This is a genomic window from Pseudomonas urethralis, from assembly GCF_021602465.1.
Lineage (GTDB): Bacteria > Pseudomonadota > Gammaproteobacteria > Pseudomonadales > Pseudomonadaceae > Aquipseudomonas > Aquipseudomonas vlassakiae.
Map to the genome: position 1 here is coordinate 38,939 of NZ_BQIJ01000021.1, position 25,052 is coordinate 63,990.

The following is a 25,052-nucleotide window of genomic DNA, read 5'->3' on the forward strand; positions in this document are numbered from 1 at the left end:
GTTCAACAACTACAAAAGGCGGATCAGCATGGCCGGACTGGACAAGCGCGTAGCAACCTATGAAGAGGCCCTGGCAGGCCTGACCGACAACATGACGGTACTGGCCGGCGGCTTCGGCCTGTGTGGTATCCCCGAAAACCTGATTGCCGAAATCAAGCGCCTTGGCGTCAAGGGCCTGACCGTGGTCTCCAACAACTGCGGTGTCGACGGCTTCGGCCTGGGCGTGCTGCTGGAAGACCGGCAGATCCGCAAGATGATTGCCTCCTACGTTGGCGAGAACGCCGAATTCGAACGCCAGTTGCTCAGTGGCGAGCTGGAAGTCGAACTGACCCCGCAAGGCACCCTGGCCGAGAAGATGCGCGCCGGCGGTGCCGGTATCCCGGCCTTCTTTACCGCGACCGGTTACGGCACCCCGGTTGCCGACGGCAAGGAAGTGCGCGAGTTCAAGGGCCGCAAGTACATCCTCGAAGAGTCCATCACCGGCGACTTCGCCATCGTCAAGGGCTGGAAGGCCGACCACTACGGCAACGTGGTGTACCGCAACACCGCGCAGAACTTCAACCCGCTGGCGGCCACCGCTGGCAAGATCACCGTGGTCGAAGTGGAAGAAATCGTCGAGCCTGGCGTGCTGCTGCCCAGCGAAATCCACACCCCGGGCATCTATGTCGACCGGGTGATCGTCGGCACCTTCGAAAAACGCATCGAAAAGCGCACCGTCAAGGCCTGAGCGCCGTCCATCAGAACAACAAAGAGATCCTGACCATGGCATTGACCCGCGAACAGATGGCGCAACGCGTCGCCCGTGAACTGAAGGACGGCTACTACGTCAACCTCGGCATTGGCATCCCGACCCTGGTGGCCAACTATGTACCGGCCGACATGGACGTGATGCTGCAGTCCGAAAACGGCTTGCTCGGCATGGGCGAATTCCCCACCGAAAGCACCCTCGATGCCGACATGATCAACGCCGGCAAGCAGACCGTCACCGCCCGCCGTGGCGCGTCGATCTTCGACTCGGCGCAATCGTTCGCCATGATCCGTGGCGGCCACGTCGACCTGACCGTACTGGGTGCTTTCGAAGTGGATGTGGAAGGCAACATCGCCTCGTGGATGATCCCTGGCAAACTGGTCAAGGGCATGGGCGGCGCCATGGACCTGGTCGCCGGTGCCGAGAACATCATCGTCACCATGACCCACGCCTCCAAGGATGGCGAGTCCAAGCTGTTGCCACGTTGCAGCCTGCCGCTGACCGGTGCCGGCTGCATCCGCAAGGTGCTGACCGACCTGGCCTACCTGGAGATCGAAAACGGCGCCTTCATCCTGCGCGAGACCGCGCCGGGGGTGAGCGTTGAGGAGATCATCGAGAAAACCGCCGGCAAGCTGATCGTGCCGGATGATGTAAAGGAAATGACCTTCTAAAGCATCGCACTGTCCCCTGTGGGAGCGGGTTCACCCGCGAAAGCGTCGGTACTTTCACCGCCGCCTTCGCGGGTGAACCCGCTCCCACAGGGTTTTGGCATTGCCAATGCAAAACTGCTCCGCCCCATAAAACCAATAAAAGGAAGTAACCGTGGCCGCTGAAATCCAAGACAGCCGCTCCGCCCGCTTTGCCCTGCGTTGTTCCAACTGGGCCGAACGCTGGTTCCCCGACTCCTGGGTATTCGCCGCCCTCGCCGTGTTGCTGGTGTGCATCGGCGCCCTGGCCATGGGCGCCAAGCCGACCGACACTGCCAAAGCGTTCGGCGATGGCTTCTGGAGCCTGATCCCGTTCACCATGCAAATGGCTTTCGTGGTCATCGGCGGCTACGTGGTGGCCAGCTCGCCACCGGCGGCCCGGCTGATCGACCGGCTGGCGCGCATCCCCGGCAATGGCCGGTCGGCGGTGTGCTGGGTTGCGCTGATCTCGATGCTGGCCTCGCTGCTCAACTGGGGGCTGTCGCTGGTGTTTGGCGGCCTGCTGGTCCGTGCCTTGGCCCGTCGTACCGAGCTGAAGATGGACTATCGCGCCGCAGGTGCAGCCGCCTACCTGGGCCTGGGCGCTGTCTGGGCGCTGGGCCTTTCGTCTTCGGCCGCGCAGTTGCAGGCCAACCCGGCCAGCCTGCCGCCATCGATCCTGTCGATCACGGGCGTGATCCCCTTCACCGAGACCATTTTTCTCTGGCAGTCCGGCGTGATGCTGGCAGCCCTGGTGATCGTCTCGCTGGTGATCGCCTATGCCACGGCACCTGGTCCGAACAGTGCACGTAGCGCCGAAGCCTGTGGCGTCGACCCCAGCTTTACCGCGCCACCGCCAGCCAGGCGTACCCGCCCCGGTGAATGGCTGGAGCACAGCCCGATCCTGATCCTGATGCTGGTGGCCCTGGCTGCGGGCTGGCTGTACCAGGAGTTCGCCACCAAGCCGGCGATCACGGCGATTTCCGGGCTGAACACCTATAACCTGCTGTTCATCATGCTCGGTGCCTTGCTTCACTGGCGCCCGCGCAGCTTCCTCGATGCCGTGGCCCGCGCCGTGCCGACCACCACCGGGGTGTTGATCCAGTTCCCGCTATACGGCTCGATTGCAGCGATCCTGACCCAGGTCAAGGGAGTGGATGAACAGACCCTGGCCCACCACATTTCACTGTTCTTCACCCAGATCGCCAGCCACGACACCTACGCGCTGCTGATGGGCGTTTACTCTGCCGTGCTGGGGTTCTTCATCCCGTCGGGGGGAGGCAAGTGGATCATCGAAGCGCCTTACGTGATGCTGGTGGCCAACGACCTGCAGTACCACCTGGGCTGGGCCGTGCAGATCTACAACGCCGCGGAGGCGTTGCCGAACCTGATCAACCCGTTCTACATGCTGCCACTGCTGGGCGTGCTGGGGCTCAAGGCGCGTGATCTGATCGGTTTCTCGTTCGTGCAGTTGCTGGTGCATGTGCCGTTGGTGCTGCTGTTGCTGTGGGCACTGGGCACTACGTTGCAATATGTGCCGCCGGTGATGCCTTGAGGTAATTGCGTTGCCTGCACCGGCCTCTTCGCGGGTGAACCCGCTCCCACAGGATTCTCACTAGCCCAAGGGCGGTGGAGTACTTGTGGGAGCGGGTTTACCCGCGAAGAGGCCGGTGCAGGTTTTCAATCAGCCAGCGTTACCAGCAATGCCGCCAGGGTCGCTCGTCCTGGCTCATCCAGCCCGAACACCGGCCGACGTGGCTCACCCACCGGCAACCCGGTCAGCCCCAAACCCGCCTTGATGGTCGCTGGCAAGCCGCCTTTGAGAATGAAGTCGAGCAACGGCAGCTGCCGGTAGAAAAGCGCCCGCGCCCGCACCAGATCTCCCTCACGTACTGCCTGGTAAAGCGCCTGGTTCAGTGCCGGAATCAGGTTCGGCGCTGCCGTGCACCAGCCTTTTGCACCGGCCACGAACGCTTCCAGCGCCAGCGGGTTGCAGCCGTTGTAGAACGGTACCTGGCCTTCACCCAGCAACTGCAGCTTGTGCATGCGCTGGATGTCGCCGGTGCTTTCCTTGACCATGGTCACGTTGGCCACTTCGCGGACGATGCGCAGGATCAGCTCCACCGACATGTCAGTGCCGCTGGTGGCGGGGTTGTTGTAGAGCATGATCGGGATATCGATGGCGTCACCGATCGCGCGGTAGTGCTGGAGGATCTCGGCTTCGCTGAGCTTCCAGTAGGCGGCCGGCAGCACCATCACCGCGTCGGCCCCCTGTGCCTGGGCAAAGCGGGCGCGGCGCACGGCACCGGCAGTGGTCAGGTCGGAGACGCTGACGATGCTGGGCACCCGCTTGTCGATCTGGGCCAGGCTGTATTCCGCCACCTGCTGCCATTCGCTGTCGCTGAGGTAGGCGCCTTCGCCAGTACTGCCCAGCGGCGCGATAGCCTGCACGCCGCCGTCGATCAGGCGCTCGATGGATTGGCCCAGTGCGGGCAGGTCAAGCTGTTCGCCGTCGGCGCTGAAGGGGGTGATGGTGTAGCCGATGATGCCGTGGAATTCAGTGGTCATGGTGATAGCTCCGCAAGCAAGGCATTCAGGGGTCAGTTCAGGCAGTCTGTGTGGGCACGCAGGCTCTGCCGGGCAAAATAGTTGAAGGCAGCGGCGTGGCGCTTGGGCCGGTCGATCCAGTCGTGGGCTTCGCGGCCCAGGGCCGGGGCGATGGGCTTGATGGTGCCAGCCGACATCGCCAGCAGTTGCAGGCGAGCGGCGCGCTCGATCAACTGGGCGTATACGCAGGCCTGCTCGATGCTGATGCCGGTGGACAGCTGGCCATGGTGCGAGAGCAGGATGGCGCGCTTGCCCCCCAGTGCGGCACTGATGATCTCGCCTTCCTCGTTGCCCACCGGCACGCCAGGCCAGGCTTCGAGAAAGGCACAATCGTCGTACAGCGGGCACAGGTCCATGTGCGAGACCTGCAGCGGGACTTCCAGCATCGACAGGGCGGCAACGTGGGTCGGGTGGGTATGGATGATGCAGTTCACATCCGGCCGGGCGCGGTACACCCAGCTGTGGAAGCGATTGGCCGGGTTGGGCATGCCTTGGCCTTCGAGCACGTCGAGGTCCTCGTTGACCAGCAACAGGTTGCTGGCGCTGATTTCATCGAAACCCAGGCCCAGCTGCTGGGTGTAGAACGTCCCGGGTTGCGGGCCGCGGGCGCTGATCTGCCCGGCCAGGCCGGAGTCGTGGCCGTGATCGAACAGAATTCGGCAGGTCAGGGCCAGCTTTTCTCGTACAGTCCACGTATTATCGGCAAGCGAGCCTTGCATCTGCGTCAGCGCCTGCTGGACCAGTTGGTCCTTGCTGAGTGTCAGGGTCTTGGCCATGGGGTTTTCCTCTGTGGCGTGATGAGCGATGTCAGCGCTGGCCGGTTCCGAAGCTTTGGTCGGTCGAGGAATCTGCCAGCGTGTGACACAAATAATCCTATATGACACAAAGTGTCATAAGCAAGCCAGTGGACCTGGGAAAATCGCGTCGCATGTCTAACCGATTGAAAGTGTTGAGAAAAAAACTGGGGGTCACGCTCGAGGTGCTGGCCGAAAAGTCCGGCATGACCAAGAGCTACCTGTCCAAGGTGGAGCGTGGCCTGAATACGCCGTCGATCGCTGCTGCGCTGAAGCTGGCGCGGGCGCTGAATGTCAACGTCGAAGAACTGTTCGCCGAGGAGCAGGCCGCGCAGAGCCGCTATAGCCTGGTACGCCAGGGCGAGCGTCAGCCGCTGGTGGGCGATGGCCACGGGCCGGGCTACGCAGCCTTGACCCGTCAGTTCGGGCAGCACAGCCTGTTGCCGTTCCTGATCCAGCCGCCGACCGAGTTCAGCGACCCGACCTTCAAGGAGCATGACGGTGAGGAGTTCTTGTTCGTCCACGCCGGCCAGGTGGAGGTCGACTTCATCAATGAGCGGGTGTTGCTGGAGCAGGGCGATGCACTGCACTTCAATGCCCAGACACCGCACCGGCTGCGTTCGGTCGGCGCGCATCCGGCGCAACTGCTGGTTGTGGTGCAGCACAGCGGCGAATGAGGGCCGGGGGATGATCGAGGTGTCGCGGTTCTGGCGGGATCCGGCATTGCCCTTCGTCGAAGCGCGGCGCGTGGGGGATGGGCGCAAGGTCTGTTATGCCGCGCATTCCCATGAGAGCTTTTCCATCGGCGTGATCACTGGCGGGCGCAGTACCTACCTGAGCGGCGCCAGTCAGGTCGAGGTGATGGCCGGTACCACGGTCTTGATGAACCCGGGTGTGGTGCACACTTGCAACCCCATCGCCGGCCAGCCCTGGTCGTACCTGATGCTGTTCGTCGACATGCCGTGGTTGGTGGCTCGGGGCTTCGTCCTGCCTGCGCAGACGTTCAGCGCTTCTGCGGGGTTGTACAGCCGGCTGCTGCAGTTGTTTGCCGACCTGTTCGACGCCGAGCTGGATGACCGAGAAGCACGGCTGGCCGCCTTTTTTGCCGATCTTCCCGGCTATTTGCACCCCAATGCGCACAAGTTGCCAAGCGAACATCCGCAATTGGATGCTGCTGCGGCATTCATTCGTGCGCACCGGAGCGACCCGCTTGGCCTGGCAGATATCTGCGCGGCGTGCGGCCTGTCCCGGTCCTACCTGATCCGTGCGTTCCGCCAGCGCTTCGGCCTGACCCCTCACGGTTATTTGCTGGATCAGCGGGTGCAGCATGCCCGGGCGCAACTGCGCAAGGGCAGGGCGATCGCCGAAGTGGCACTGGAGGCGGGCTTTGCCGACCAGGCGCATCTTCAGCGGGCGTTCAAGCAGCACCTGGCGGCGACACCCGGGCATTACCGAGATGCAGTGCCGGGCTCTTCGCGGCTTTAACCGCGAAGTGGCCGGCACTGGCGACATCAAACCAGCAGATAAATCGCACTCCCCACCAGCAACACCGCCAGCCCCCGATTCAGCAACCGTAGATACCGCGGCTCCCGCAGATAGTGGCGGATCACACTCCCGGCCCAGGCCCAGCAGGCGACCGAGACGAAACAGATCGGCCCATAGATCCAGGTGAACAACCACAACAGATGCTGTTCGCCACCGGTGTAGGCGCCCACCCCCGCCACCGCAGCCAGCCAGGCCTTGGGGTTCAGCCATTGCATCGCTGCGCCATGCCAGGCCGAGGGAGCACGCGGCTGATCCGAGCCACCCAGCTGACCATCATCGCTGGCCAGCTTCCAGGCCATGTACAGCAGAAACGCCACGCCACCCCAGTGCAGCGCCAGCTCCAGGTGCGGCCAGCGCAACAGCAGTTCATGCAACCCCAGGCCGACCAGCACGAGCAGCAGGCAAAAGCCCAGCGTCGCGCCTGTTACATGCCACATACTCGCTCGTAAGCCATGGCGGGCACCGCTGCCAAGGGCGACGACATTGACCGGCCCGGGCGAGATCGAAGCGGCGAGGGCGAATGCGGCCATGGAAAGGGACAGGCTCATTTCCGTAACTCCGTGGATGGATGAATGCCGCCATCCTGTAGCCTTGCGCCGCGGTGGTATTGAAGAAAAGTCCCCTGCGAGCTGGTTACAGGTTTTGTAATAGTTTCGCGCTATCAGAAAAACCTGCTGTGCTTGTAGCATCGTCTTTCCTTTTTCAATCAAGGTCCCTATGAGCACCTTCGCGGAACCCCCCAGTCCCTGGCCATCACGGCCATCCCCCCTCCGTCTACGTGACGCCTTCTTCGTGAGTACCCGCTAATGGAATGGCTAGCCGATCCCACGGCCTGGCTAGGCCTGTTGACGCTTATCGTCCTCGAGCTGGTGCTGGGTATCGACAACCTGGTGTTCATCGCCATCCTCGCCGACAAGCTGCCACCGCATCAGCGCGACCGCGCGCGGGTCATCGGCCTGAGCCTGGCGCTGATCATGCGTCTGGGCCTGTTGGCCAGTATCTCGTGGATGGTCACCCTGACCGCACCGCTGTTCGAGGTGTTCGGCAAAAGCTTCTCTGGCCGTGACCTGATCATGCTGTTCGGCGGTGTGTTCCTGCTGTTCAAGGCGACCATGGAATTGCACGAGCGCCTGGAAGGGCATGCCACCCAGGCTACGGGAGCCGTGCGTCATGCCTTGTTCTGGCCGATCGTGGCGCAGATCGTCGTGCTCGACGCGGTGTTCTCGCTGGACGCGGTGATCACGGCCGTTGGCATGGTCGAAGAATTGTCGGTGATGATGATCGCAGTGATCTTCTCGATCGGCATCATGATCGTCGCCAGCAAACCATTGACCCGTTTCGTCAACGCGCACCCGACGGTGATCATGCTGTGTCTGGGCTTCCTGATGATGATCGGTTTCAGCCTGACCGCCGAAGGCCTGGGCTTCCATATCCCGAAAGGCTACCTGTACGCGGCCATTGGCTTCTCGATCCTCATCGAGCTGTTCAACCAGTTGGCCCGTGCCCGCCGCAAGCGCAGCCTGCAGCAGCACCGGCCACTGCGTGAGCGTACCGCGCATGCGGTACTGCGCCTGCTGGGTGGCCGCCGGGTCGAGGCTGACGAGGTGGGCGAAGAAATCGCCGACCTGGTCGAAGGGGGCGAAGAGCAGGTGCTGTTCGACCGCCGGGAGCGGGTGATGATCAGCGGCGTGCTGAACCTGGCCGAGCGGCCGATCCGCACGGTGATGACCGCGCGTGCCGAGGTCGACGTGCTCGACCTGGCGCAACCCGCGCAAGCCATTACCGAGGCGCTGGCCCACTCGCCGTATTCACGCCTGCCGTTGATTCGCGACGGCCATATCGAGGAACCGCTGGGCTTCGTGCACAAGAAGGAGTTGCTCAAGGAATTCCTGTCTGGCAGCCAGCCTGACCTGGAGCGCATGGCCCGGGCGCCGTTGAACCTGCTGGAGAGTTTCAGCATCCTCAACGCCCTCGAGCAAATGCGTAGCCAGTCGACGCACATTGCCTTCGTGATCAACGAGTTCGGTGATTTCACGGGTTTGCTGACCATGACCGACATCCTCGAGTCGATCGCCGGTGAGTTGCCGGATGCCAGCGAGGTGGAAGGCCCGGCGATCATCGAGGAAGAGGGCAGCTTTGTCGTCAGTGGTGCCCTGAATCTGAGCCAGGTCCAGGCGCGGACAGGCTTCAGCGCCCGCGCCACCGAAGACTACCAGACCCTGGCAGGGCTGGTGATGAGCTTGCTGGATCGCCTGCCGGTGGTGGGTGACCAGCTGGCCTGGAACGGTTGGCGCATGACCGTGGTGGCGGTCGAGGAGCGCCGGGTACGCCAGGTGCGCCTTACACCGAGCGCCGACGCTGACGCAGCAGGTGCTTGAAGCCTTCAAGCACCAGCACCAGCACTGCGGCCCAGATCGGCAGGTAGGTCAGCCACTGATCCGGGCCGATGGTTTCGCCCAGTAGCAGGGCGACCCCCACCAGCAACACCGGCTCGACGTAGCTGAGCAGGCCGAACAGGCTGAACGGCAACAGGCGGCTGGCCAGCACGTAGGCGATCAATGCGCAGGCGCTGATTGCCCCTAGCAGTGGGATCAGAGCATACAGGCCCGGGTGCTGGTGCAGATCAGCCTTCGTCAACGGCCCCTGGGTGACGAAATACAGTGCCCAGGGCAGCAACAGGCACATGTCGCACCACAGGCCACCCAGGTGGTCGGTGCGGCAGCGTCGCCGCAAGACGAAGTAGATCGGGTAGCCGATCGTCACCAGCAAGGTTTCCCAGGCGAAGCTGCCGTTCTGGTACAACTCGTGCCCGACACCCAGCGCGGCGCAGCCGACCGCCACTTGTTGCAGGCGTGACAAGCGCTCGCCATAGACCAGGCGCCCGGTCAGCACCATTGCCAGCGGCAGCAGGAAATAGCCCATCGACACTTCCAGGCTACGCCCGTGCAACGGCGCCCAGAGGAACAGCCACAGCTGCACCCCCATCAACCAGGAGGTACCGACCATGCCCAGCAGCAGGGTCGGCGTCTGGCGCACGCGGGCGAGCAGTTCGCCGACGCGCTTCCAGTCTTTGCTGGCCAACATGAACAGGGTGAGGCAGGGCAGGGTCAACAACGTGCGCCAGCCGAAGATCTCTTCGCCATCGAGCGGCGACAGCAAGGAAGTATAGAAATACATCACGGCGAACAGACAGGACGCCATGACCGACGAAATAATGCCTTTTGACACGAATGCCTCGGATAGGGAGTGAGCGGGTGGATCAGCCGCGCATGATCTCAGGGGCCGCGTCTTGCGGCAACCGCGCAACCGCCGGGTGGGTAGCGAGTGCCTTGAGGAAGTCGGCCGCCGGCATTGGCCGGGCAAACAGATAGCCTTGCTGGAAGTCCACCCCGCTGCGTGCCAGGTAGTCACGCTGCACGTCGGTTTCCACCCCTTCGGCAACGATGCCCAGGCCCAGCTTGGCGGACAGCTCGATGATGCTGTCGAGTATGTGTTGCGACAGCGCGTCGCCACCGATCATGGCCACGAAACTCTGGTCGATCTTCAGGTAATCGACCTTGAACTGGCGCAGGTAATTGAGGCTCGACTGGCCGGTGCCGAAGTCATCGAGGGCGATCATCACCCCCATGTCATGCAGCTTGGCGAACAGTTCGAGGGCTACCGGTGTGGCTTCAAGCAGCTTGCGCTCGGTCAGCTCCAGGGTCAGCCGGACTCGTCCTGGCGGAAAATGCTGGAGGAAGGTGCGGCAGTCGTCGAGCAGGCTCAGGTCGCGGCAGTGATCGGCGGTAATGTTGATGCCGATGTGGAAACCGTCCTCCAACAGCGCGGTGTAGGGCGCAAGACTTTGCGCAGTGTGCAGCATCAGGGCCCGGGTCATGGCGACGATCTGCCCACTGTGTTCGGCATAGGGGATGAACAGGTCCGGACGCACCAGGCCCTCACGGGGATGGTTCCAGCGCATCAGCACTTCAGCCCCGGCCCAGCGGTAGTCGCCCTTGCGCACCACGGGTTGGAAGTACGGCAGAAACTCGTCCGCCTCCAGGGCCCGGCGCAGCTCGGCACGCGGCGAGCTGGCCCGGCGAATCTGCCAGCGGCAGGCGCAACCGGCCACCACGCCGAGCACCAGCAGCAGGCTGAGCAGGGCGGGGTAGTGGCTGCGTAGCACTTGACCTTGTTTGCCGGCTTCGTAGCCGCCGTGCACGCTGAACGGATAGCGGGTCGAGCCCAATGTCACATCGGCGGCGGCGGCGGCCGGTGGCACGCCGTCATGCACCACGCCGTCCTTGCCCATCCAGGCCTTGCCGACGCGGATCTGCAGGGCTTCCTCCGGGCCAATCAGGCGCAAGGCGGTGAGCAGATGGTCGCCATCCACGGTGGTGATCGCGCCGCGGTCGCCATCGCTGGCGCGATAGACCAGCAGGGGATGGCCAGGCGTTACCGAATTGCCATCCATCAGCCATAGCCGGCCATCGGTGTAGTCATTGGCCTCGACCTGTTCGTCGAAATCGCCGAACAGCGAACTGCAGTACAGGTTATGGTGCTGAAACAGGTTGGTCGAACGCACGAAGGCGTTGCGCGTGACCTGGCTGCGCAAGGCCAGCTGGGCATCGGCGCAGGGGGTGCCAGCCAGTGGCAGCAGGGCCAGCGCGGCATTGGCCAGGTTGTCCAGAATGTGGTCGACATGCTCGATCACCTGGCGTGTCGTCGCCTCGCTGCTGGCGCGCAATTCGCGCTCGATCTGCCAGTTCATGACCGCCAGACCGCAGACAAGCGGCACCACGCCGACGATCCACGGCAGCAGCGTGCGCCAGCTCCAGCGAGCGGGGCGTTTGACGGTGAGCGGCATGCTGGGGTGATCTTCCTGGTGACTGAGCTGATGAGGATAGCCGTTTGTCGGCGCAGGTGGCGAACTAAAGCGCGACAAAGCAATTTACGCACTGTAGAATCGGTTTACGAATACAACAATAAGGTCCTTCGTTGCTGAAGGGTCAACCCTCGCCGAGAATGGGTCCATATGACATACCATGGGTTCAAGCTGATCATTGGTGACTTCCTCGCCCGCAGCGTGCGCGGTATCCCATGCTCTCCACCATTGCCGTTCCACATCCTACGCAATCATTAATTTCCGCTGCAGATGAGGGTTCGAACATGGCTGATATCTTTGACAATCCAATGGGCCTGATGGGCTTTGAGTTCATCGAACTGGCTTCGCCGACACCAGGCGTGCTGGAGCCGGTGTTCCAGATGCTCGGCTTCACCAAGGTGGCCACTCACCGTTCCAAGGACGTGCACCTGTACCGCCAGGGCGGCATCAACCTGATCCTCAACAATGAGCCAAAGAGCATCGCCTCCTACTTTGCCGCCGAGCATGGCCCGTCGGTGTGCGGCATGGCGTTCCGTGTGCGTAACGCCCATGAAGCCTACGCCCGGGCCCTGGAGCTGGGCGCACAGCCAGTCGAAATCGAAACCGGCCCGATGGAACTGCGCCTGCCGGCCATCAAGGGCATCGGTGGAGCTCCGCTTTACCTGATCGACCGTTTCGATGAAGGCAGCTCGATCTACGATATCGACTTCAATTTCATCGAGGGTGTTGATCGCAACCCGGCGGGTGCCGGCCTCAAGATCATCGATCACCTGACCCACAACGTCTATCGCGGGCGCATGGCCTACTGGGCTGGCTTCTACGAGAAGCTGTTCAATTTCCGCGAGATCCGCTATTTCGATATCAAGGGCGAATACACCGGTCTGACCTCCAAGGCCATGACCGCGCCTGACGGCATGATCCGCATTCCGCTCAATGAAGAGTCATCCAAGGGGGCAGGGCAGATCGAAGAGTTCCTGATGCAGTTCAACGGCGAAGGCATCCAGCATGTGGCCTTCCTTACCGATGACCTGCTCAAGACCTGGGATGCACTCAAGGGCTTTGGCATGCGATTCATGACCGCACCGCCAAAGACCTATTACGAAATGCTCGAAGAGCGCCTGCCAGGGCATGGCGAGCCAGTCGACCAGCTGCAGGCCCGTGGCATCCTGCTGGATGGCGCTTCCGAGGCAGGTGACAAGCGCCTGCTGCTGCAGATTTTCTCGGAAACCCTGCTTGGCCCTGTGTTCTTCGAGTTCATTCAGCGTAAAGGCGATGACGGTTTCGGTGAAGGCAACTTCAAAGCCCTCTTCGAGTCCATCGAGCGTGACCAGGTACGCCGCGGCGTGCTCAATGCCGAATGAGTGAATTGTGGCGCCGTCAGCCTTTGCTGGCGGCGCTACGAGCACGCTGGCGACGTTGCCTGAACAGGCCCCAGTACGTGATCGAACCGGTAATGACGCCTATCAGCGCCAAGATAGGGAAAAGCTGTTTCAATGTCTGGTGTGTCTGTTGTGCTGCATAACCTTGGGCATAGCCTGCCTTGACGGCATAGCCATACTTGCTCGAGACCCCCTCCTGGAAAAACTCGACTTGTGATGGGCGCGCTGAATCGCGGCTATCGCCGTCGGCCCAGATGTAGAACTCCTCGAATTCGAGCAATAACGTCAGACCCGTCTGAAACGCGCGCAACTCATTGCGCAGTAACATGCCATAGGATGTGGCAATGACCCCCCTGTTTTGCTCACTGAGCTGGTAGGCGAGCAGCACCGCATTGGGTGTTGCAGGCGTATCCAGCACCAGGCGAAATTGCGATCGAGCATCAGGGAAGATGTCATCGGGTGGAAACGGCGTTTTCAAGGTGTTGCAATAGGTGCGGCGATCAATGGTCAATGCCAACGAGCGCAGGTGCGGTGCTTTGGTAACCTGATCGACCAATCGCGGCTGGGCACTCTCGCAGGCAGTTCCTGCCAACTTCATTGCAGCAGACGCGGACGCATGTATACGATCCAGTGCCAGGTCCACGGAGTAGATCGCTTCCTTCACGGAGATTCGTGCGGTTTCCTCAAGCTTCTTATCCTGCTGATAAAGCATGACCATCAGCCCGGTGCCGACCGGCAGCAGGCTGATTGCCAAAGTCAGCAACAGTTCCATCAAGCCCTGCCCAGCAGTTTTGATTCTCGACATGAATGTTCGGCCCCCAGTTTCCAAGCTGCCCGAGATGGGCAGCCCCAGTGGTGAGCCTATGAATCAATCACGGTGCCTGCTGTAATCCGAAGCCATGCGTGCTTGCTGAACTACGCTGCTGAGGTGTAGGACTCATCGTCGCGAGAGGGCAGCAATGACCTCCTCGGCCAGCAGGCTCGTCGAGGCTGGGTTCTGCCCGGTAATCAGCCGGTCGTCGCAAACCACGAACGGCTTCCACGGGTCGTCGTCCTTGCTGTAGTTGCCGCCCCGGGCAATCAGTTCGTTCTCGGTGAGAAAGGGCACCACCTTGTCCAGCTCCGCCAGTTTTTCTTCGGTATTGGAAAACCCGGTGACCTGCCGGTCCTTGAGCAACAGGCTGTTGTCACTGAGCTTGATGTTCAAGAGGCCGACCACGCCGTGGCAGACGGCGGCAACAACGCCGTTGTTTTCATAGATGCTGCGTGCCAGCTCCTGCAATGGCGAGTTGTCGGGGAAGTCGTACATGACACCGTGGCCGCCCGTGTAGTAGATGGCGCAGTAATCACTTGCCCTGACCTCGCCCGGGCTTGATGTTGCGCCCAGTCGGTTCATGAACGATTTGTCGTCATACCATTGCCAGTCCAGCTCCGGCGCCATTTGCAGGCTATGCGGGTCGATGGGTACATAGCCGCCATTCGGGCTCACATAATCGACTTCATACCCAGCTTTCAGCGCGACCGCGACAAAGTGCACGGCTTCCCCCAGCCATAGGCCCGTGGCCCGCTTCAGGGTCGGGTACTTGGCCGTGTTGGTCAGTGCTACCAGAATCTTTTTGCTCATCACCTCGCTCCCGGGTCTGTCGTCGTGGGGCAATGGGTTCAGTGGCGCGGGGAAAACCTGTTAAGCATAGCTTCCGTTTGCCAAGGCGCTATTTCGGTAATGGCTCTATGCTGGTGGTCGATGCCTGCGCACGCTGAATGCGCAGCTATTGCAGTGGCAAATCGTCGGGCAGATGATGCGCCAACGGAATCTTCATCCCAACGCAACGGTGGAATCACGACAGTGCTGTTAAACGACACGCCGCGCAAACCTTCAGCGCAAGGCATGATGCTCGCCACGCGGCCGGCAATGGCAGCGGGCATGGCTGAGCAGGTCACGCGGTTCGACTGGCGTTACAGTGCGCTCGGGCCGCTGCCGCATTGGCAGGCCCCGTTGCGCATCGCCGTCGACATGATGGTGCTTTCGCCGTTTCCCTGCGCGGTGGTCTGGGGCGCCGGGATGAGCGTGGTTCACAATGATGCTTACGCGAATTTGCTCGAATGTGACGGTCACGCCCTGGGGCAGGCGTTCGACAGGCTGTGGGCAAAAGCCTGGAAGGTCATCGGCCCTTGCGTATTCGAGGTGCTTGAAGGTGGCTCGATCTTTGGCGAAGACCAGCCACTGTGGCTGAAGAACAAGCAAACGGGCAACGAAGCCTGCTATGTCTTCAGCTACACACCGTTACGCGATGAACAGCACGAGGTGGTCGGGTTCCTGCATACGGTGATCGAAACCAGCGCCAGCGTCGACGCGCATGCTCAATGGCGCGAGCAGGCGTTGGCGTTCGAGCGCAAGATCCAGTCCGTCATGGCCGATCGTGATCACATCTGGCAACTGTCTCGCGATGCGATGATCGTCGTGACCCCCGACCTGCGGCTGCAAGCGGTCAACCCGGCCTGGCAACGCGCGCTGGGTTGGACTGAAGAGGAGGTGGTCGGTAAGCCGATTCTGCAACTGGTCCATCCTGCGGACAGAGCCGAAGTGGAAGTGGCGGTGCTGGAGTTCGTCAACGACCGCGGGCTTGAGCAGCTCGAGACGCGGTTACGCCACAAGGACGGGCACTACCGGTTGTTCCGTTGGACGGCGAGTTTCGACGGCACGCTGCTGACGGCCGTAGGGCGGGACATTTCGCAGGAGCATGAAGATGCCTTGCGCCACTCCGACACCCTTCTACGGGCAACCCAGCGGCTGGACGCGGTCAGCCATCTGGCCGGAGGCATGGCCCACGAGATGAACAACCTGCTGTCGGGTATTGGCGGCAGCCTGGAGTTGTTGCAACGACGCATGGAGCAAGGGCGCCTGGAGCACATCGACCGTTATGTGTCCCTGGCCAGCGATTCTGTACAGCGCGCCATGAAGCTCACACACCGTCTGCTGGCGTTCTCGCGTCATCAGCCGCTGTCACCCAAGCCGGTGGACATCAATCGTCAGCTGGCCGCCATGGAACCGCTGTTGCATCAGGTGCTGGGCACTGAAATGCGACTGAGCTGGGAGCTGGATGTACAACCCTGGACCGTCTGCCTGGATGTTGCGCAGCTGGAAACCGCCATGGTGAACCTGTTCGCCAACGCCCGCGAGGCGTGCCTTGGCCGTGGCGTGGTGACGTTGCGTACGATCAACAAGCGCCTGGAGGCGGCGTTCCCCGACGACCAAGGTGTTCCGCCTGGTGACTATGTCGCCTTGTATGTGATCGATGATGGCCATGGTATGCCCCAAGTGGATCTGGCCCGGGCATTCGAGCCGTTCTTCACCACCAAACCCATGGGCCACGGTGCCGGGTTGGGCCTGGCGATGGTGTATGGCTTCGTCGGCCAGTCGGGTGGCCACGTGTGGCTTGAATCAGCACCTGATCACGGTTTCAAGGTCTGTATGTTGTTCCCGCGATGCTTTGAACACATGGCGCAGCAAGCCCCGCAGCCGGTTCCGACGGTAACCCGGGCCAGTGGCCAACGGGTGCTGCTGGTAGATGATGAAGAAAACCTGCGTTCGGTGATGAAGGAGTATCTGCAGGAACGTGGTTTCGACGTGTGCGATGCCAGGGATGCGAATTCGGCGCTTGACCGCTTCCGCCACCACGGCCCATTCGACCTGGTCATCACCGACATCGGCCTGCCCGGAGGTTTCAGTGGGCGGCAGGTCGCCAGGGCGATGCGCATGCTGGTGCCGGAGCAGAAAATTCTGTTCATCACCGGGTTCAATGACCAACCGCTGGACCCGCAACTGTCCGAGGCGCCCGGCACGGCGCTGATGCTCAAGCCGTTCGCGTTGGCCAGCCTGATGAACCAGGCCCTGCTGATGCTGAGCGACTGAACCGGTCCCCTCGACAACCCACTGGCCAATGCCAGTCACAGACCCTGCTGCAGGAAGGGATCGTCCGGGTTCTGCCGCTCCAGTTCAGCCAGCAAGACCTGGACATTCTGCAACTGGCCGGACGCTTTCCAGTACTGGATCAGCAGCACCCGCGCCTTGCGGTTGGCTGGCTGGCGGCTGAGCAGGGTTTCCAGTTGTTTTTGCGCAGCATCGGACTGGTCCAGCTCATGCAAGGTGACCGCCAGGGTGTAGCGATAGTCGGCATTCTCCGGTTCCAGTTCCACCGCGCGGGACAAGGCGAGCAGGGCGTATTCACGCTGATCATGGCGGATCAGCCAGAGCCCCAGCTCGTATTGCAGGAATGCCGAGTCCGGACGCAGCGCCAGGGCCTTGGCCAGCACCTGGCGGGATTGCTCGTGCTGGCCCTGGCGCTCCAGAAGGCGCACCTGGGTGGCCAGGGCGTCGAGGCCTTCCGGGGCCACCGCGAGGCTGCGCTGCAGGGCCGCGGCAGCCTGATCGTAGTCGTTCTCGTGCAAGTACAGGCGCGCCAGGTGCACCTGGGCCTCGGCGTCGTCGGGTTGTCTTTCCAGGGCTTGCTGGTATTGCTCCAGTGCGGTCTGCAACGGGCCGAAGTACAGGCCGATGGCATCGGGGTCGAGACCAAGCAATGCGTCCACGGCAGCGAAGCGTACGCTCTGCTCGTCATCGTCCAGCAACGGCCCCAGCACCAGGCTGCGCTGAGAGGGCGGCAGCAGCTTGCGGATGCTGGCAATGGCTGCGCGACGCACCAGCGGGTCCTCGTTTTCCAGGTCCAGGCGGGCCAGCTTGAGTGCTTGCGGCGAGGGATAGTTGGGTAATTCGGCATACAGCGCGGCGCGGCGGATCGGCGTCAGGTCATCGCGTTGCAGCTGTTGGTACAGCACCCGGGCGGCACCGGGCAGGCCGTCATGGGCCTGGCGCAGTGCCTTGCCGTAGCTGTGTGGCGGCAGCACCGGTGGCGCGGGCCTGTCGTCCCGGCGCAGGAAAACGATGGCGAGCGACACCAGGATCAGCAACAACACGGCGATCAGGTAGCGGTGGCGTCTGGGCATCGTACGCAGCGGTCCATGGCAGTCGGAAGGCAGAGCTTGGGGCAGAATGCCCTGGGCTGCAAGCGAACGGGTCGTCAGCGGCCCATAAAAAAGCCCCGCAGACCAAGGCCGGCGGGGCAAACGGTTGGGGGAGGAACCAACCAAAGGAGTCGTTGCAAACAGCGGATCAGTGGGCGCTGGCGACGGTTTCCGGCTGCCAGCCACCGCCGAGGGCCTTGTAGATCGAGACGATGCCGCGATACAGCTCGACTTCACCCTGGGCCTGGGCGTCTTCGGCGCTCAGGCGTTCGCGTTCGGCATCGAGCAGCACCAGGTAATCCACCGTGCCCTCGCGGTAACGCACCGAGGCGAGGTCGGCTGCCTTGCGGCTGGCCTCGCTCTGCCGGATCAGCGACAACAGCCGCTGCTGGGTCTTGTCGTAATCGCTGAAGGCGTTGGCCGACTCTTCCAGGGCCAGCAGCACCTGCTGTTCATAGTTGGCCAGGGCGCCTTCGGCGTCAGCCTTGGCCCCGCGCAGGCGGGCCCGCACGCTGCCCAGGTCGAAGGCGGCCCAGGTGATGCTCGGCCCCAACGACCAGGCATTGGCCGCAGAGGAGCCGATCTGTGAGCCACGGGCGGCTGTAAAGCCGAGGAAGCCGCTGAGGCTTACCCGCGGGAACAGGTCGGCAGTGGCTACGCCGACATTGGCGGTGGCGGCGGCCAGCTGGCGTTCGGCGCTGCGGATATCCGGGCGGCGGCGCAGCAACTCGGCCGGGTCACCCACCGGCAAGGCCTTGGCGATCGCCGGCAAGGCCTTGGGCGAAAGGTCGACGCTCAGCGCGTCCGGGCGCTGACCGAGCAGGGTGGCGATGCGGTGCCGCGCCCGGGCCTGTTCGGCCTGCAACTGCGGCACGGTGGCCTCGACCCCCGCCAGGCGGGCATCGGCACGGACGACGTCGAGATCGTTGCCAACCCCGGCGTCGCGCAGGGTCAGCGTGATACTGCGAGACTCCTGCTGGGTCTTGAGGTTGGCCATGGCGATCTTTTCGCGCAGTTGCGCCCCGCGCAGCTGGCCATAGGCGTCCACCAGTTCAGCGATCAGGCTCACCTGCAGCTGTTGCAGGTCGGCCTGGGCTGCTGCTTCCTGGGCTTCGCTGGCCTCGATCTGGCGCTGGATGCGGCCGAACAGGTCAAGCTCCCAGGCCATGTCCAGGCCGAGGTCGTAGCGTTCCTGGTTGACCCGCTGGGTGGTCTGGCCGGGAATCTGGCCCTTGCCGATCTCGCTGCTGGCGCGGCTGGTGACCACCGGGAACTGGTCGTTGGCGGCGTCATCACGTATCGCCCGTGCCGACTTGAGCCGGGCGAAGGCCACGCGCAGGTCACGGTTGCCATCCAGCGATGCCTGCACCAGCTGGTTCAGCACCGGGTCGTCGAACTGCTTCCACCACACGCTTTCGAAGCGGCTGCGGTCGAAGGCCTTGGCCTGCACATCCGTGCTGTCGAACTGCGCAGCTTCGGTGTCCGGGGCCTTGTAGTCCGGGCCGACCGCGCAGGCTGCCAGGGCCAGCGCCAGCAGGCTCGGGGTCAGGGGTTTGAGCAGGTTCATGCATGGTTCTCCAGCACGGGCGCGTGTTCGGCCTTGCGGGCCTGGCGACGCTCGACGAAACGGCGGATCAGGAAGAAGAACACCGGGGTCAGGAACAGGCCGAACACAGTCACGCCGATCATCCCCGAGAACACCGCCACACCCATGGCATGGCGCATTTCCGAGCCGGCACCGGAGCTGAACACCAGCGGTACCACGCCCATGATGAAGGCGATCGAGGTCATCAGGATCGGCCGCAGTCGCAGGCGGCAGGCTTCCAGCACCGCAGCCAGCGGGTCGAGGCCCTTGGCCTGTTCGTCCTTGGCGAACTCGACGATCAGAATCGCGTTCTTGCACGCCAGGCCCACCAGCACGATCAGGCCGATCTGGGTGAAGATGTTGTTGTCGCCACCCGACACGATCACCCCGGTGATGGCCGACAGCAGGGTCATCGGTACGATCAGGATCACCGCCAGCGGCAGGCTCCAGCTCTCGTACTGGGCGGCCAGCACCAGGAAGGCCAGCAGCACGCACAGCGGGAACACGAACAGCGCGGTATTGCCCGAGAGGATCTGCTGGTAGGTCAGGTCGGTCCACTCGAAGGTCATGCCGTTGGGCAGTTCTTGCTTGAGCAGCTTCTCGATCGCCGCCTCGGCCTGGCCGGAGCTGTAGCCTGGGGCTGCGGCACCGTTGATCTCGGCGGTGATGAAACCGTTGTAGTGCATCACCCGGTCAGGCCCGGAGGTGTCGCTGACCTTGAGGAAGGTCGCCAGCGGAATCATCTCGCCCAGGTTGTTGCGCACCTTCAACTGGCCGATCTGTTCGGCATCGAGGCGGAACTGCTGCTCGGCCTGGACGTTGACCTGGTAGGTGCGGCCAAAGCGGTTGAAATCGTTGGTGTACAGCGAGCCGAGGTAAACCTGCAAGGTGTCGAAGATGTCGGTGATCGCCACGCCGTGGGTCTTGGCTTTTTCCCGGTCGATGGCGGCATCGACCTGCGGCACGTTGACCTGGTAGCTGGTGAACAGGCCCGCCAGTTCCGGCACATTGTGGCTCTTGGCGATGATGTTCTGGGTTTCCTTGTACAGCGCTTCGTAGCCCAGGTTGCCGCGGTCCTCGATCTGCAGGCGGAAGCCGCCGATGGTGCCAAGGCCTTGCACGGGCGGTGGCGGGAAGATCGCGATGTAGGCGTCCTGGATGTCGGCGAACTTGGCATTCAGGGCAGCGGCAATCGCCGCAGCCGACTGGCTCGGGTCCTTGCGCTCGTCGAACGGCTTGAGCGGGGTGAACACGATGCCGCTGTTCGGGCTGTTGGTGAAGCCGTTGATCGACAGGCCCGGGAAGGCTACCGAATCGGCTACACCCGGTTGCTCCAGGGCGATTTCGCTCATGCGCTTGATCACCGCCTCGGTACGGTCGAGGCTGGCGGCGTCGGGCAACTGGGCGAACGCCACCAGGTACTGCTTGTCCTGCGCCGGTACGAAACCGGTCGGCGTGGAGGCGAAGCCCAGGTAGGTCAGGCCCATCAGCCCGGCATAGACGAACAGGGCGATGCCGCTGGAGCGGATGACCCGGCGTACGCCACCGACGTAGCCGTGGCTGGCGCGGTCGAAGAAGCGGTTGAACGGGGCAAACAGCCAACTGCCCAGCAGCCGCTCGAGGAACCGCGAGAAGCGATCTTTCGGCGCATGGTGGTCTTTCAGCAGCACGGCAGCCAGCGCTGGCGACAAGGTCAGCGAGTTGAACGCCGAGATCACGGTGGAAATGGCGATGGTCAACGCGAACTGCTTGTAGAACTGCCCGGTCAGGCCAGAAATGAATGCTGCCGGCACGAACACCGCGCACAGCACCAGCGCCGTGGCGATGATCGGCCCGGTCACTTCGCTCATGGCTTTTTGCGTGGCTTCCAGGGGCTTCAACCCCAGCCCTATGTTCCGTTCGACGTTCTCCACCACGACGATGGCGTCGTCCACCACGATACCGATGGCCAGCACCAGGCCGAACAGCGACAGCGCGTTGAGCGAGAAGCCGAACAGGTGCATGACCGCGAAGGTACCGATCAGCGAGACGGGTACGGCCATCAGCGGGATGATCGAGGCGCGCCAGGTCTGCAGGAACAGGATCACCACCAGCACCACCAGCACCAGCGCTTCGAACAGCGTGTGCACCACGGCTTCGATGGAACCACGGACGAACACGGTCGGGTCATAGACGATGCTGTAGTCCATGCCTTCCGGGAAGTCTTTCTTCAGTTCGGCCATCTTGGCCCGCACTTCGTCGGAGATTTCGATGGCGTTGGAACCTGGGCGCTGGAAGATCGGGATGGCCACTGCCGGCTGGTTGTTCAGCAGCGAACGCAGGGCGTACTGGCTGGAGCCCAGCTCGACCCGGGCGATGTCCTTCAGGCGCGTGATTTCGCCATCGGCACCGGCGCGGATGATGATGTTCTCGAATTCTTCCTCGTTGACCAGGCGGCCCTGGGTGTTGATCGACAGCTGGAAGCTGGTAGAGCCGGGGGCGGGCGGGGCGCCCAGCTGGCCGGCGGCGACCTGGCGGTTCTGCTCGCGAATCGCGGCCACCACATCGCTGGCGGTCAGGTTGCGCGACGCGGTCTTGTTCGGGTCGAGCCACACGCGCAGCGAGTAGTCACCCATGCCGAACAGCTGCACGTCACCGACGCCGCCCAGGCGCGCCAACTCATCCTTGATGTTGAGGATGGCGTAGTTGGACAGGTAGAGCATGTCGTAGCGGTTATCCGGCGAGGTCAGGTGCACGACCATGGTCAGGTCAGGCGAAGCCTTGTCGACGGTGATACCGATCCGCGTCACTTCCTCCGGCAGCTTGGGCTGGGTGCGGGTGACGCGGTTCTGCACTTGCACCTGGGCGTTGTCCAGGTCGGTGCCCAGGGCAAAGGTGATGGTCAGGGTCAGCTTGCCGTCGGCGGTGGACTGCGAGGACATGTACAGCATGTTCTCGACACCGGTGATGGCCTGCTCCAGCGGCGCGGCGACGGTTTCGCCGATGACCTTGGGGTTTGCACCGGGGAAGTTGGCGCGCACTACCACGGTCGGCGGTACCACCTCGGGGTATTCGCTGATGGGCAGCTGGAACAGCGAGATCGAACCGGCGATCAGCAGCACCAGCGACAGCACCGCGGCGAAGATCGGCCGGGTAATGAAGAATTTCGAAAAGTTCATCGGTGGGGTCCCTTAACCGCGTGGCGCCTGGGCGCTGGCGACTTTTTCGGTGGAGCCGGCCACTTTCGGCGCCGGGTTGCTGGCCTCCAGGGCCTGGCGCTGCTGGGCGAGGGCGGCGAGGGTCTGTTCACTGGCCATCGGGGTTTCTTCCGGGGTCACCGGCGAGCCAGGGCGCACGCGCTGCAGGCCCTTGACCACGATGCGATCGTCCTTGGCCAGGCCGCTACGGACGATGCGCAGGCCTTCGAGCTTCGGCCCCAGTTCCACGGCGCGGTAGGCGGCCTTGTTGTCCTTGTCCATGACCAGCACGAACTTCTTGCCAAGGTCGGTGCCGACCGCTTCGTCGTTGATCAGCACGGCGTCGTACTGGGCGCTGCCCACCAGTTTCAGGCGTGCATACAGGCCTGGGGTGAACTGGCCGTCGCGGTTGTCGAACACGGCACGGCCGCGGATGGTGCCGGTGCGCGGGTTGACCTGGTTGTCGACGAAGTTCATCTGGCCCAGGTGCGGGTTGCCGGTTTCGTTGGTCAGGCCCAGGTACACCGGGGTGCTCTGGCCGCGCTGGCCTTCGCGCGCCAGCTGGGTGTACTTCAGGTACACGCGCTCGTCGGCGTCGAAGTAGGCGTACACCTTGTCGGTGGACACTACGCTGGTCAGTGGCGTGACATCGGCGGTGACGATGTTGCCGGCGGTGAATTCGGCACGGCTGACACGGCCGCTGATCGGCGCGGTGACGCGGGTGAAGCTGAGGTTCAGGCGAGCCAGGTCGAGCTGGGCCTGAATCGCGTCGACCCCGGCGCGGGCTTCGGCGGCGGCGCTGCTGCGCGACTCGGCCAGCTCGGCGGAAATGGCGTTGCTGTCACGCAGGCGCTCGCCACGGCGGGCTTCGTTGGCGCTGCGGATGGCGGTGGCCTTGGCCTGTTGCAGCTGGGCTTCGAGGCGGCGCACCTCTGCCTGGAACGGGCGCGGGTCGATCTGGAACAGCAGGTCGCCTTTCTTCACCTGGGCGCCTTCGGTGAACGCCACCAAGTCAATCTGGCCGGAGACCCGTGGCCGCACTTCGACGGTTTCCGGCGCTTCCAGGCGGCCGGTGAACTCGTCCCATTCGTTGATCGGCTGCTCGATGACCTTGGCGACGCTGACCTTGGGCGCGGCGGGAGCCTGCACGGCGTCGGGGGTGCGGCCACAAGCGCTGAGCACCACCACTGCCAGGGCAGCGAGGGGGAAGCGCAAGGGTTTGAGTGAGTGATCCATGGAGAACTCCGCCAATGTATTAGTAGTGGGCGGAGTGTGAGTGTCTTGCGCGCGACGCACGAATCGAACGGAGCGAAGGTTAATATCACGCGCAATGATATGTCTGGATCAATCATCGATGGCGGGCATGTGACGGCGCTTGCGGGTAAGCTCTGTAAAGCCTGTGCCGGCGAACAGGCCAGGCAGACACCCCCGCACAGCGACTGAAATAGGCCCCACCTTGCACACCTACCACCGCCTGCCCGGCCCCCTTGGCATCGCCCTGCTCGGCGTGCTGCAAATCCTGGTCTGGGGCGGCTCGTTCTTCCTCATGGCGGTGATGGCCGACCCGATCAGCCGCGACACCGGCTGGCCCAGCCAATGGGTCTATGGCGCGTTGTCCCTGAGCCTGATGGTCTCGGCGCTGCTGGCCCCGTTGTCCAGCCGACTGGTCGCCCGCTACGGCGGCCGCCCGCAAATGGCCGCCAGCGGCGCGGTGGTGGCGGTGGGGTTGCTGATCATGGCCGCCAGCCACAACCTTGGGCTGTTCCTGCTGGCCTGGGCGGTGATCGGCATCGGCATGGCCATGGGTTTGTATGAAGCGTTGTTCGCCACCCTGGGCGGGTTGTATGGCGAAGGCGCGGGCAAGGCCATTACGGGTATTACCCTGATTGCCGGTTTCGCCTCGACCCTCTCATGGCCGACCGTGGCCATGGCCATCGAACATGTCGGCTGGCGGGCGACCTGCGTGTGCTATGCGCTGGTGCTGATCGTGGTGGTGGCACCGTTGTACTGGCGGGTGCTGCCAGCGGGCGGGCGGGTCGAGGTGCCGGCCAAGGCACAGGCGCAAGGCGCAGCGGCCGGCGTGGACCGCCCGCTGTACCTGCTGCTGACCAGCATGTTCGCCATTGGCGCGATCATCATGACCGCCATCGCCGTACAGCTGGTGGCCGTGCTGCAGGGGTTGGGGCATTCGCTGCCGGTGGCCATCGGCCTGGCGGCGATGCTCGGCCCCAGCCAGGTGGCGTCACGGGTGCTGCAGATCCTGGCTGGCAAGCGCCACCCGATCTGGACCGCGCTGGCCTGGGTGGGCCTGGTGCTGCTCGGGTTGCTGATGGTGACCTTTGTGCCGGCCGCCACTGCGGTGGGCTTGCTGGTGTTCGGCTGTGGCAACGGCCTGCGGGCGATCGTGCGTGGGTTGCTGCCGCTGGCGATGATGCCACCCGCGCAGTACGTGCTGCTGATGGGGCGCATGTCTCGGCCGTCGCTGATCGGGCAGGCACACACGCCCGTGGTGGGGGGCTTTCTGTTCGAGCACTTTGGCGCGATGGGGGTGTTGCTGACCTTGTGCCTGCTGGCGCTGACCAATGTGCTGCTGGTGGGCATGGTGATGCATCGGGTGCGAACCAGCAGCTGAGGCTGCTGGCACCA

20 protein-coding genes are annotated in these 25,052 nt (G+C 63.4%); 9 read left to right on the forward strand and 11 right to left on the reverse strand.

Features of this window, described 5'->3' with window-relative positions; genetic code table 11:
* Positions 1–28 precede the first annotated feature (28 nt).
* From L6D64_RS24700 to L6D64_RS24710, 3 genes are all read left to right on the forward strand, one after another.
* A complete protein-coding gene (locus L6D64_RS24700; RefSeq protein ID WP_054885320.1) occupies positions 29–727 on the forward strand; it encodes a CoA transferase subunit A in 699 nt (232 codons plus the stop codon).
* A 35-nt stretch (positions 728–762) separates the two neighbouring features.
* A complete protein-coding gene (locus tag L6D64_RS24705; protein WP_176510104.1) occupies positions 763–1,419 on the forward strand; it encodes a CoA transferase subunit B in 657 nt (218 codons plus the stop codon).
* A 151-nt stretch (positions 1,420–1,570) separates the two neighbouring features.
* The gene (locus L6D64_RS24710; RefSeq protein WP_236192601.1) at positions 1,571–2,989 is read left to right on the forward strand and encodes a short-chain fatty acid transporter; all 1,419 of its coding nucleotides are present in this window, start codon (positions 1,571–1,573) and stop codon (positions 2,987–2,989) included.
* A 125-nt stretch (positions 2,990–3,114) separates the two neighbouring features.
* Here the strand turns inward: L6D64_RS24710 and L6D64_RS24715 are convergent, their stop codons facing one another.
* Both L6D64_RS24715 and L6D64_RS24720 read right to left on the reverse strand, forming a co-directional pair.
* Entirely contained in the window at positions 3,115–4,002 is an 888-nt protein-coding gene (locus L6D64_RS24715; protein WP_176510022.1) for a dihydrodipicolinate synthase family protein, read from the reverse strand.
* Between the two features lie 32 nt (positions 4,003–4,034).
* Entirely contained in the window at positions 4,035–4,817 is a 783-nt protein-coding gene (locus L6D64_RS24720) for an aldolase (protein ID WP_176510023.1), read from the reverse strand.
* Positions 4,818–4,969: 152 nt separating this feature from the next.
* Between L6D64_RS24720 and L6D64_RS24725 the strand changes: the two genes are divergently transcribed.
* Together L6D64_RS24725 and L6D64_RS24730 are read left to right on the forward strand one after the other, a co-directional pair.
* Positions 4,970–5,512: a helix-turn-helix domain-containing protein gene (locus tag L6D64_RS24725; protein WP_176510024.1), complete on the forward strand. Its 543-nt coding sequence runs from the start codon at positions 4,970–4,972 to the stop codon at positions 5,510–5,512.
* A 10-nt stretch (positions 5,513–5,522) separates the two neighbouring features.
* The gene (locus tag L6D64_RS24730; RefSeq protein WP_176510025.1) at positions 5,523–6,320 is read left to right on the forward strand and encodes a helix-turn-helix transcriptional regulator; all 798 of its coding nucleotides are present in this window, start codon (positions 5,523–5,525) and stop codon (positions 6,318–6,320) included.
* 26 nt (positions 6,321–6,346) lie between these two features.
* Here L6D64_RS24730 and L6D64_RS24735 read toward each other — a convergent pair whose 3' ends face one another.
* A complete protein-coding gene (locus L6D64_RS24735) occupies positions 6,347–6,928 on the reverse strand; it encodes a LysE family translocator (RefSeq protein ID WP_176510026.1) in 582 nt (193 codons plus the stop codon).
* Positions 6,929–7,186: 258 nt separating this feature from the next.
* On the opposite strand from L6D64_RS24735, the gene L6D64_RS24740 reads away from it, so the two are divergent.
* Positions 7,187–8,758 carry a TerC family protein gene (locus tag L6D64_RS24740; RefSeq protein WP_176510027.1) on the forward strand — a complete coding sequence of 524 codons (1,572 nt, stop codon included), beginning with the start codon at positions 7,187–7,189 and terminating at the stop codon, positions 8,756–8,758.
* On the opposite strand, the gene rarD is transcribed toward L6D64_RS24740, so the two are convergent.
* Together rarD and L6D64_RS24750 are read right to left on the reverse strand one after the other, a co-directional pair.
* Positions 8,721–9,608 (reverse strand): EamA family transporter RarD, encoded by an 888-nt coding sequence (gene rarD / locus L6D64_RS24745; protein WP_176510028.1) that lies wholly within the window; start codon positions 9,606–9,608, stop codon positions 8,721–8,723. The genes L6D64_RS24740 and rarD overlap by 38 nt on opposite strands.
* A 31-nt stretch (positions 9,609–9,639) precedes the next feature.
* Positions 9,640–11,226 (reverse strand): EAL domain-containing protein, encoded by a 1,587-nt coding sequence (locus L6D64_RS24750; protein WP_176510029.1) that lies wholly within the window; start codon positions 11,224–11,226, stop codon positions 9,640–9,642.
* 302 nt (positions 11,227–11,528) lie between these two features.
* Between L6D64_RS24750 and hppD the strand changes: the two genes are divergently transcribed.
* Positions 11,529–12,605, forward strand: coding sequence for a 4-hydroxyphenylpyruvate dioxygenase (gene hppD / locus L6D64_RS24755; RefSeq protein WP_176510030.1), 1,077 nt, complete (start codon positions 11,529–11,531; stop codon positions 12,603–12,605).
* A gap of 16 nt (positions 12,606–12,621) precedes the next feature.
* Here the strand turns inward: hppD and L6D64_RS24760 are convergent, their stop codons facing one another.
* Together L6D64_RS24760 and L6D64_RS24765 are read right to left on the reverse strand one after the other, a co-directional pair.
* Entirely contained in the window at positions 12,622–13,395 is a 774-nt protein-coding gene (locus L6D64_RS24760) for a CSS-motif domain-containing protein (protein WP_236192603.1), read from the reverse strand.
* 165 nt (positions 13,396–13,560) lie between these two features.
* Entirely contained in the window at positions 13,561–14,247 is a 687-nt protein-coding gene (locus tag L6D64_RS24765; protein WP_176510032.1) for a type 1 glutamine amidotransferase domain-containing protein, read from the reverse strand.
* 267 nt (positions 14,248–14,514) lie between these two features.
* On the opposite strand from L6D64_RS24765, the gene L6D64_RS24770 reads away from it, so the two are divergent.
* Complete coding sequence (locus tag L6D64_RS24770; RefSeq protein WP_176510054.1) at positions 14,515–16,536, forward strand: response regulator; 2,022 nt, start codon at positions 14,515–14,517, stop codon at positions 16,534–16,536.
* A 35-nt stretch (positions 16,537–16,571) separates the two neighbouring features.
* Here the strand turns inward: L6D64_RS24770 and L6D64_RS24775 are convergent, their stop codons facing one another.
* The 4 genes from L6D64_RS24775 to mexE all read right to left on the reverse strand — a co-directional run bounded on the left by L6D64_RS24775 (position 16,572) and on the right by mexE (position 23,642).
* A complete protein-coding gene (locus L6D64_RS24775) occupies positions 16,572–17,627 on the reverse strand; it encodes a tetratricopeptide repeat protein (RefSeq protein ID WP_176510033.1) in 1,056 nt (351 codons plus the stop codon).
* Positions 17,628–17,793: 166 nt separating this feature from the next.
* Positions 17,794–19,212 (reverse strand): efflux transporter outer membrane subunit, encoded by a 1,419-nt coding sequence (locus L6D64_RS24780; RefSeq protein ID WP_176510034.1) that lies wholly within the window; start codon positions 19,210–19,212, stop codon positions 17,794–17,796.
* Positions 19,209–22,388 (reverse strand): efflux RND transporter permease subunit, encoded by a 3,180-nt coding sequence (locus L6D64_RS24785; protein WP_176510035.1) that lies wholly within the window; start codon positions 22,386–22,388, stop codon positions 19,209–19,211. The genes L6D64_RS24780 and L6D64_RS24785 overlap by 4 nt, the downstream gene beginning before the upstream one ends.
* A 12-nt stretch (positions 22,389–22,400) precedes the next feature.
* Complete coding sequence (mexE, locus tag L6D64_RS24790) at positions 22,401–23,642, reverse strand: multidrug efflux RND transporter periplasmic adaptor subunit MexE (RefSeq protein WP_176510036.1); 1,242 nt, start codon at positions 23,640–23,642, stop codon at positions 22,401–22,403.
* A 271-nt stretch (positions 23,643–23,913) separates the two neighbouring features.
* Between mexE and L6D64_RS24795 the strand changes: the two genes are divergently transcribed.
* On the forward strand, positions 23,914–25,038 hold the full coding sequence (locus L6D64_RS24795; RefSeq protein WP_176510055.1) for an MFS transporter: 1,125 nt from the start codon (positions 23,914–23,916) through the stop codon (positions 25,036–25,038).
* Positions 25,039–25,052 lie beyond the last annotated feature (14 nt).

Coding starts and splice junctions, on each gene's coding strand:
- L6D64_RS24785 (WP_176510035.1), bottom strand. CDS start 22,388: ATGAACTTTTCGAAATTCTTCATTACCCGGCCGATCTTCGCCGCGGTG.
- mexE (WP_176510036.1), bottom strand. CDS start 23,642: ATGGATCACTCACTCAAACCCTTGCGCTTCCCCCTCGCTGCCCTGGCA.
- L6D64_RS24760 (WP_236192603.1), bottom strand. CDS start 13,395: ATGGAACTGTTGCTGACTTTGGCAATCAGCCTGCTGCCGGTCGGCACC.
- L6D64_RS24740 (WP_176510027.1), top strand. CDS start 7,187: ATGGAATGGCTAGCCGATCCCACGGCCTGGCTAGGCCTGTTGACGCTT.
- L6D64_RS24715 (WP_176510022.1), bottom strand. CDS start 4,002: ATGACCACTGAATTCCACGGCATCATCGGCTACACCATCACCCCCTTC.
- L6D64_RS24780 (WP_176510034.1), bottom strand. CDS start 19,212: ATGAACCTGCTCAAACCCCTGACCCCGAGCCTGCTGGCGCTGGCCCTG.
- L6D64_RS24730 (WP_176510025.1), top strand. CDS start 5,523: ATGATCGAGGTGTCGCGGTTCTGGCGGGATCCGGCATTGCCCTTCGTC.
- L6D64_RS24775 (WP_176510033.1), bottom strand. CDS start 17,627: ATGCCCAGACGCCACCGCTACCTGATCGCCGTGTTGTTGCTGATCCTG.
- L6D64_RS24735 (WP_176510026.1), bottom strand. CDS start 6,928: ATGAGCCTGTCCCTTTCCATGGCCGCATTCGCCCTCGCCGCTTCGATC.
- L6D64_RS24725 (WP_176510024.1), top strand. CDS start 4,970: ATGTCTAACCGATTGAAAGTGTTGAGAAAAAAACTGGGGGTCACGCTC.
- L6D64_RS24765 (WP_176510032.1), bottom strand. CDS start 14,247: ATGAGCAAAAAGATTCTGGTAGCACTGACCAACACGGCCAAGTACCCG.
- L6D64_RS24750 (WP_176510029.1), bottom strand. CDS start 11,226: ATGCCGCTCACCGTCAAACGCCCCGCTCGCTGGAGCTGGCGCACGCTG.
- L6D64_RS24770 (WP_176510054.1), top strand. CDS start 14,515: ATGCTCGCCACGCGGCCGGCAATGGCAGCGGGCATGGCTGAGCAGGTC.
- L6D64_RS24720 (WP_176510023.1), bottom strand. CDS start 4,817: ATGGCCAAGACCCTGACACTCAGCAAGGACCAACTGGTCCAGCAGGCG.
- L6D64_RS24705 (WP_176510104.1), top strand. CDS start 763: ATGGCATTGACCCGCGAACAGATGGCGCAACGCGTCGCCCGTGAACTG.
- L6D64_RS24700 (WP_054885320.1), top strand. CDS start 29: ATGGCCGGACTGGACAAGCGCGTAGCAACCTATGAAGAGGCCCTGGCA.
- hppD (WP_176510030.1), top strand. CDS start 11,529: ATGGCTGATATCTTTGACAATCCAATGGGCCTGATGGGCTTTGAGTTC.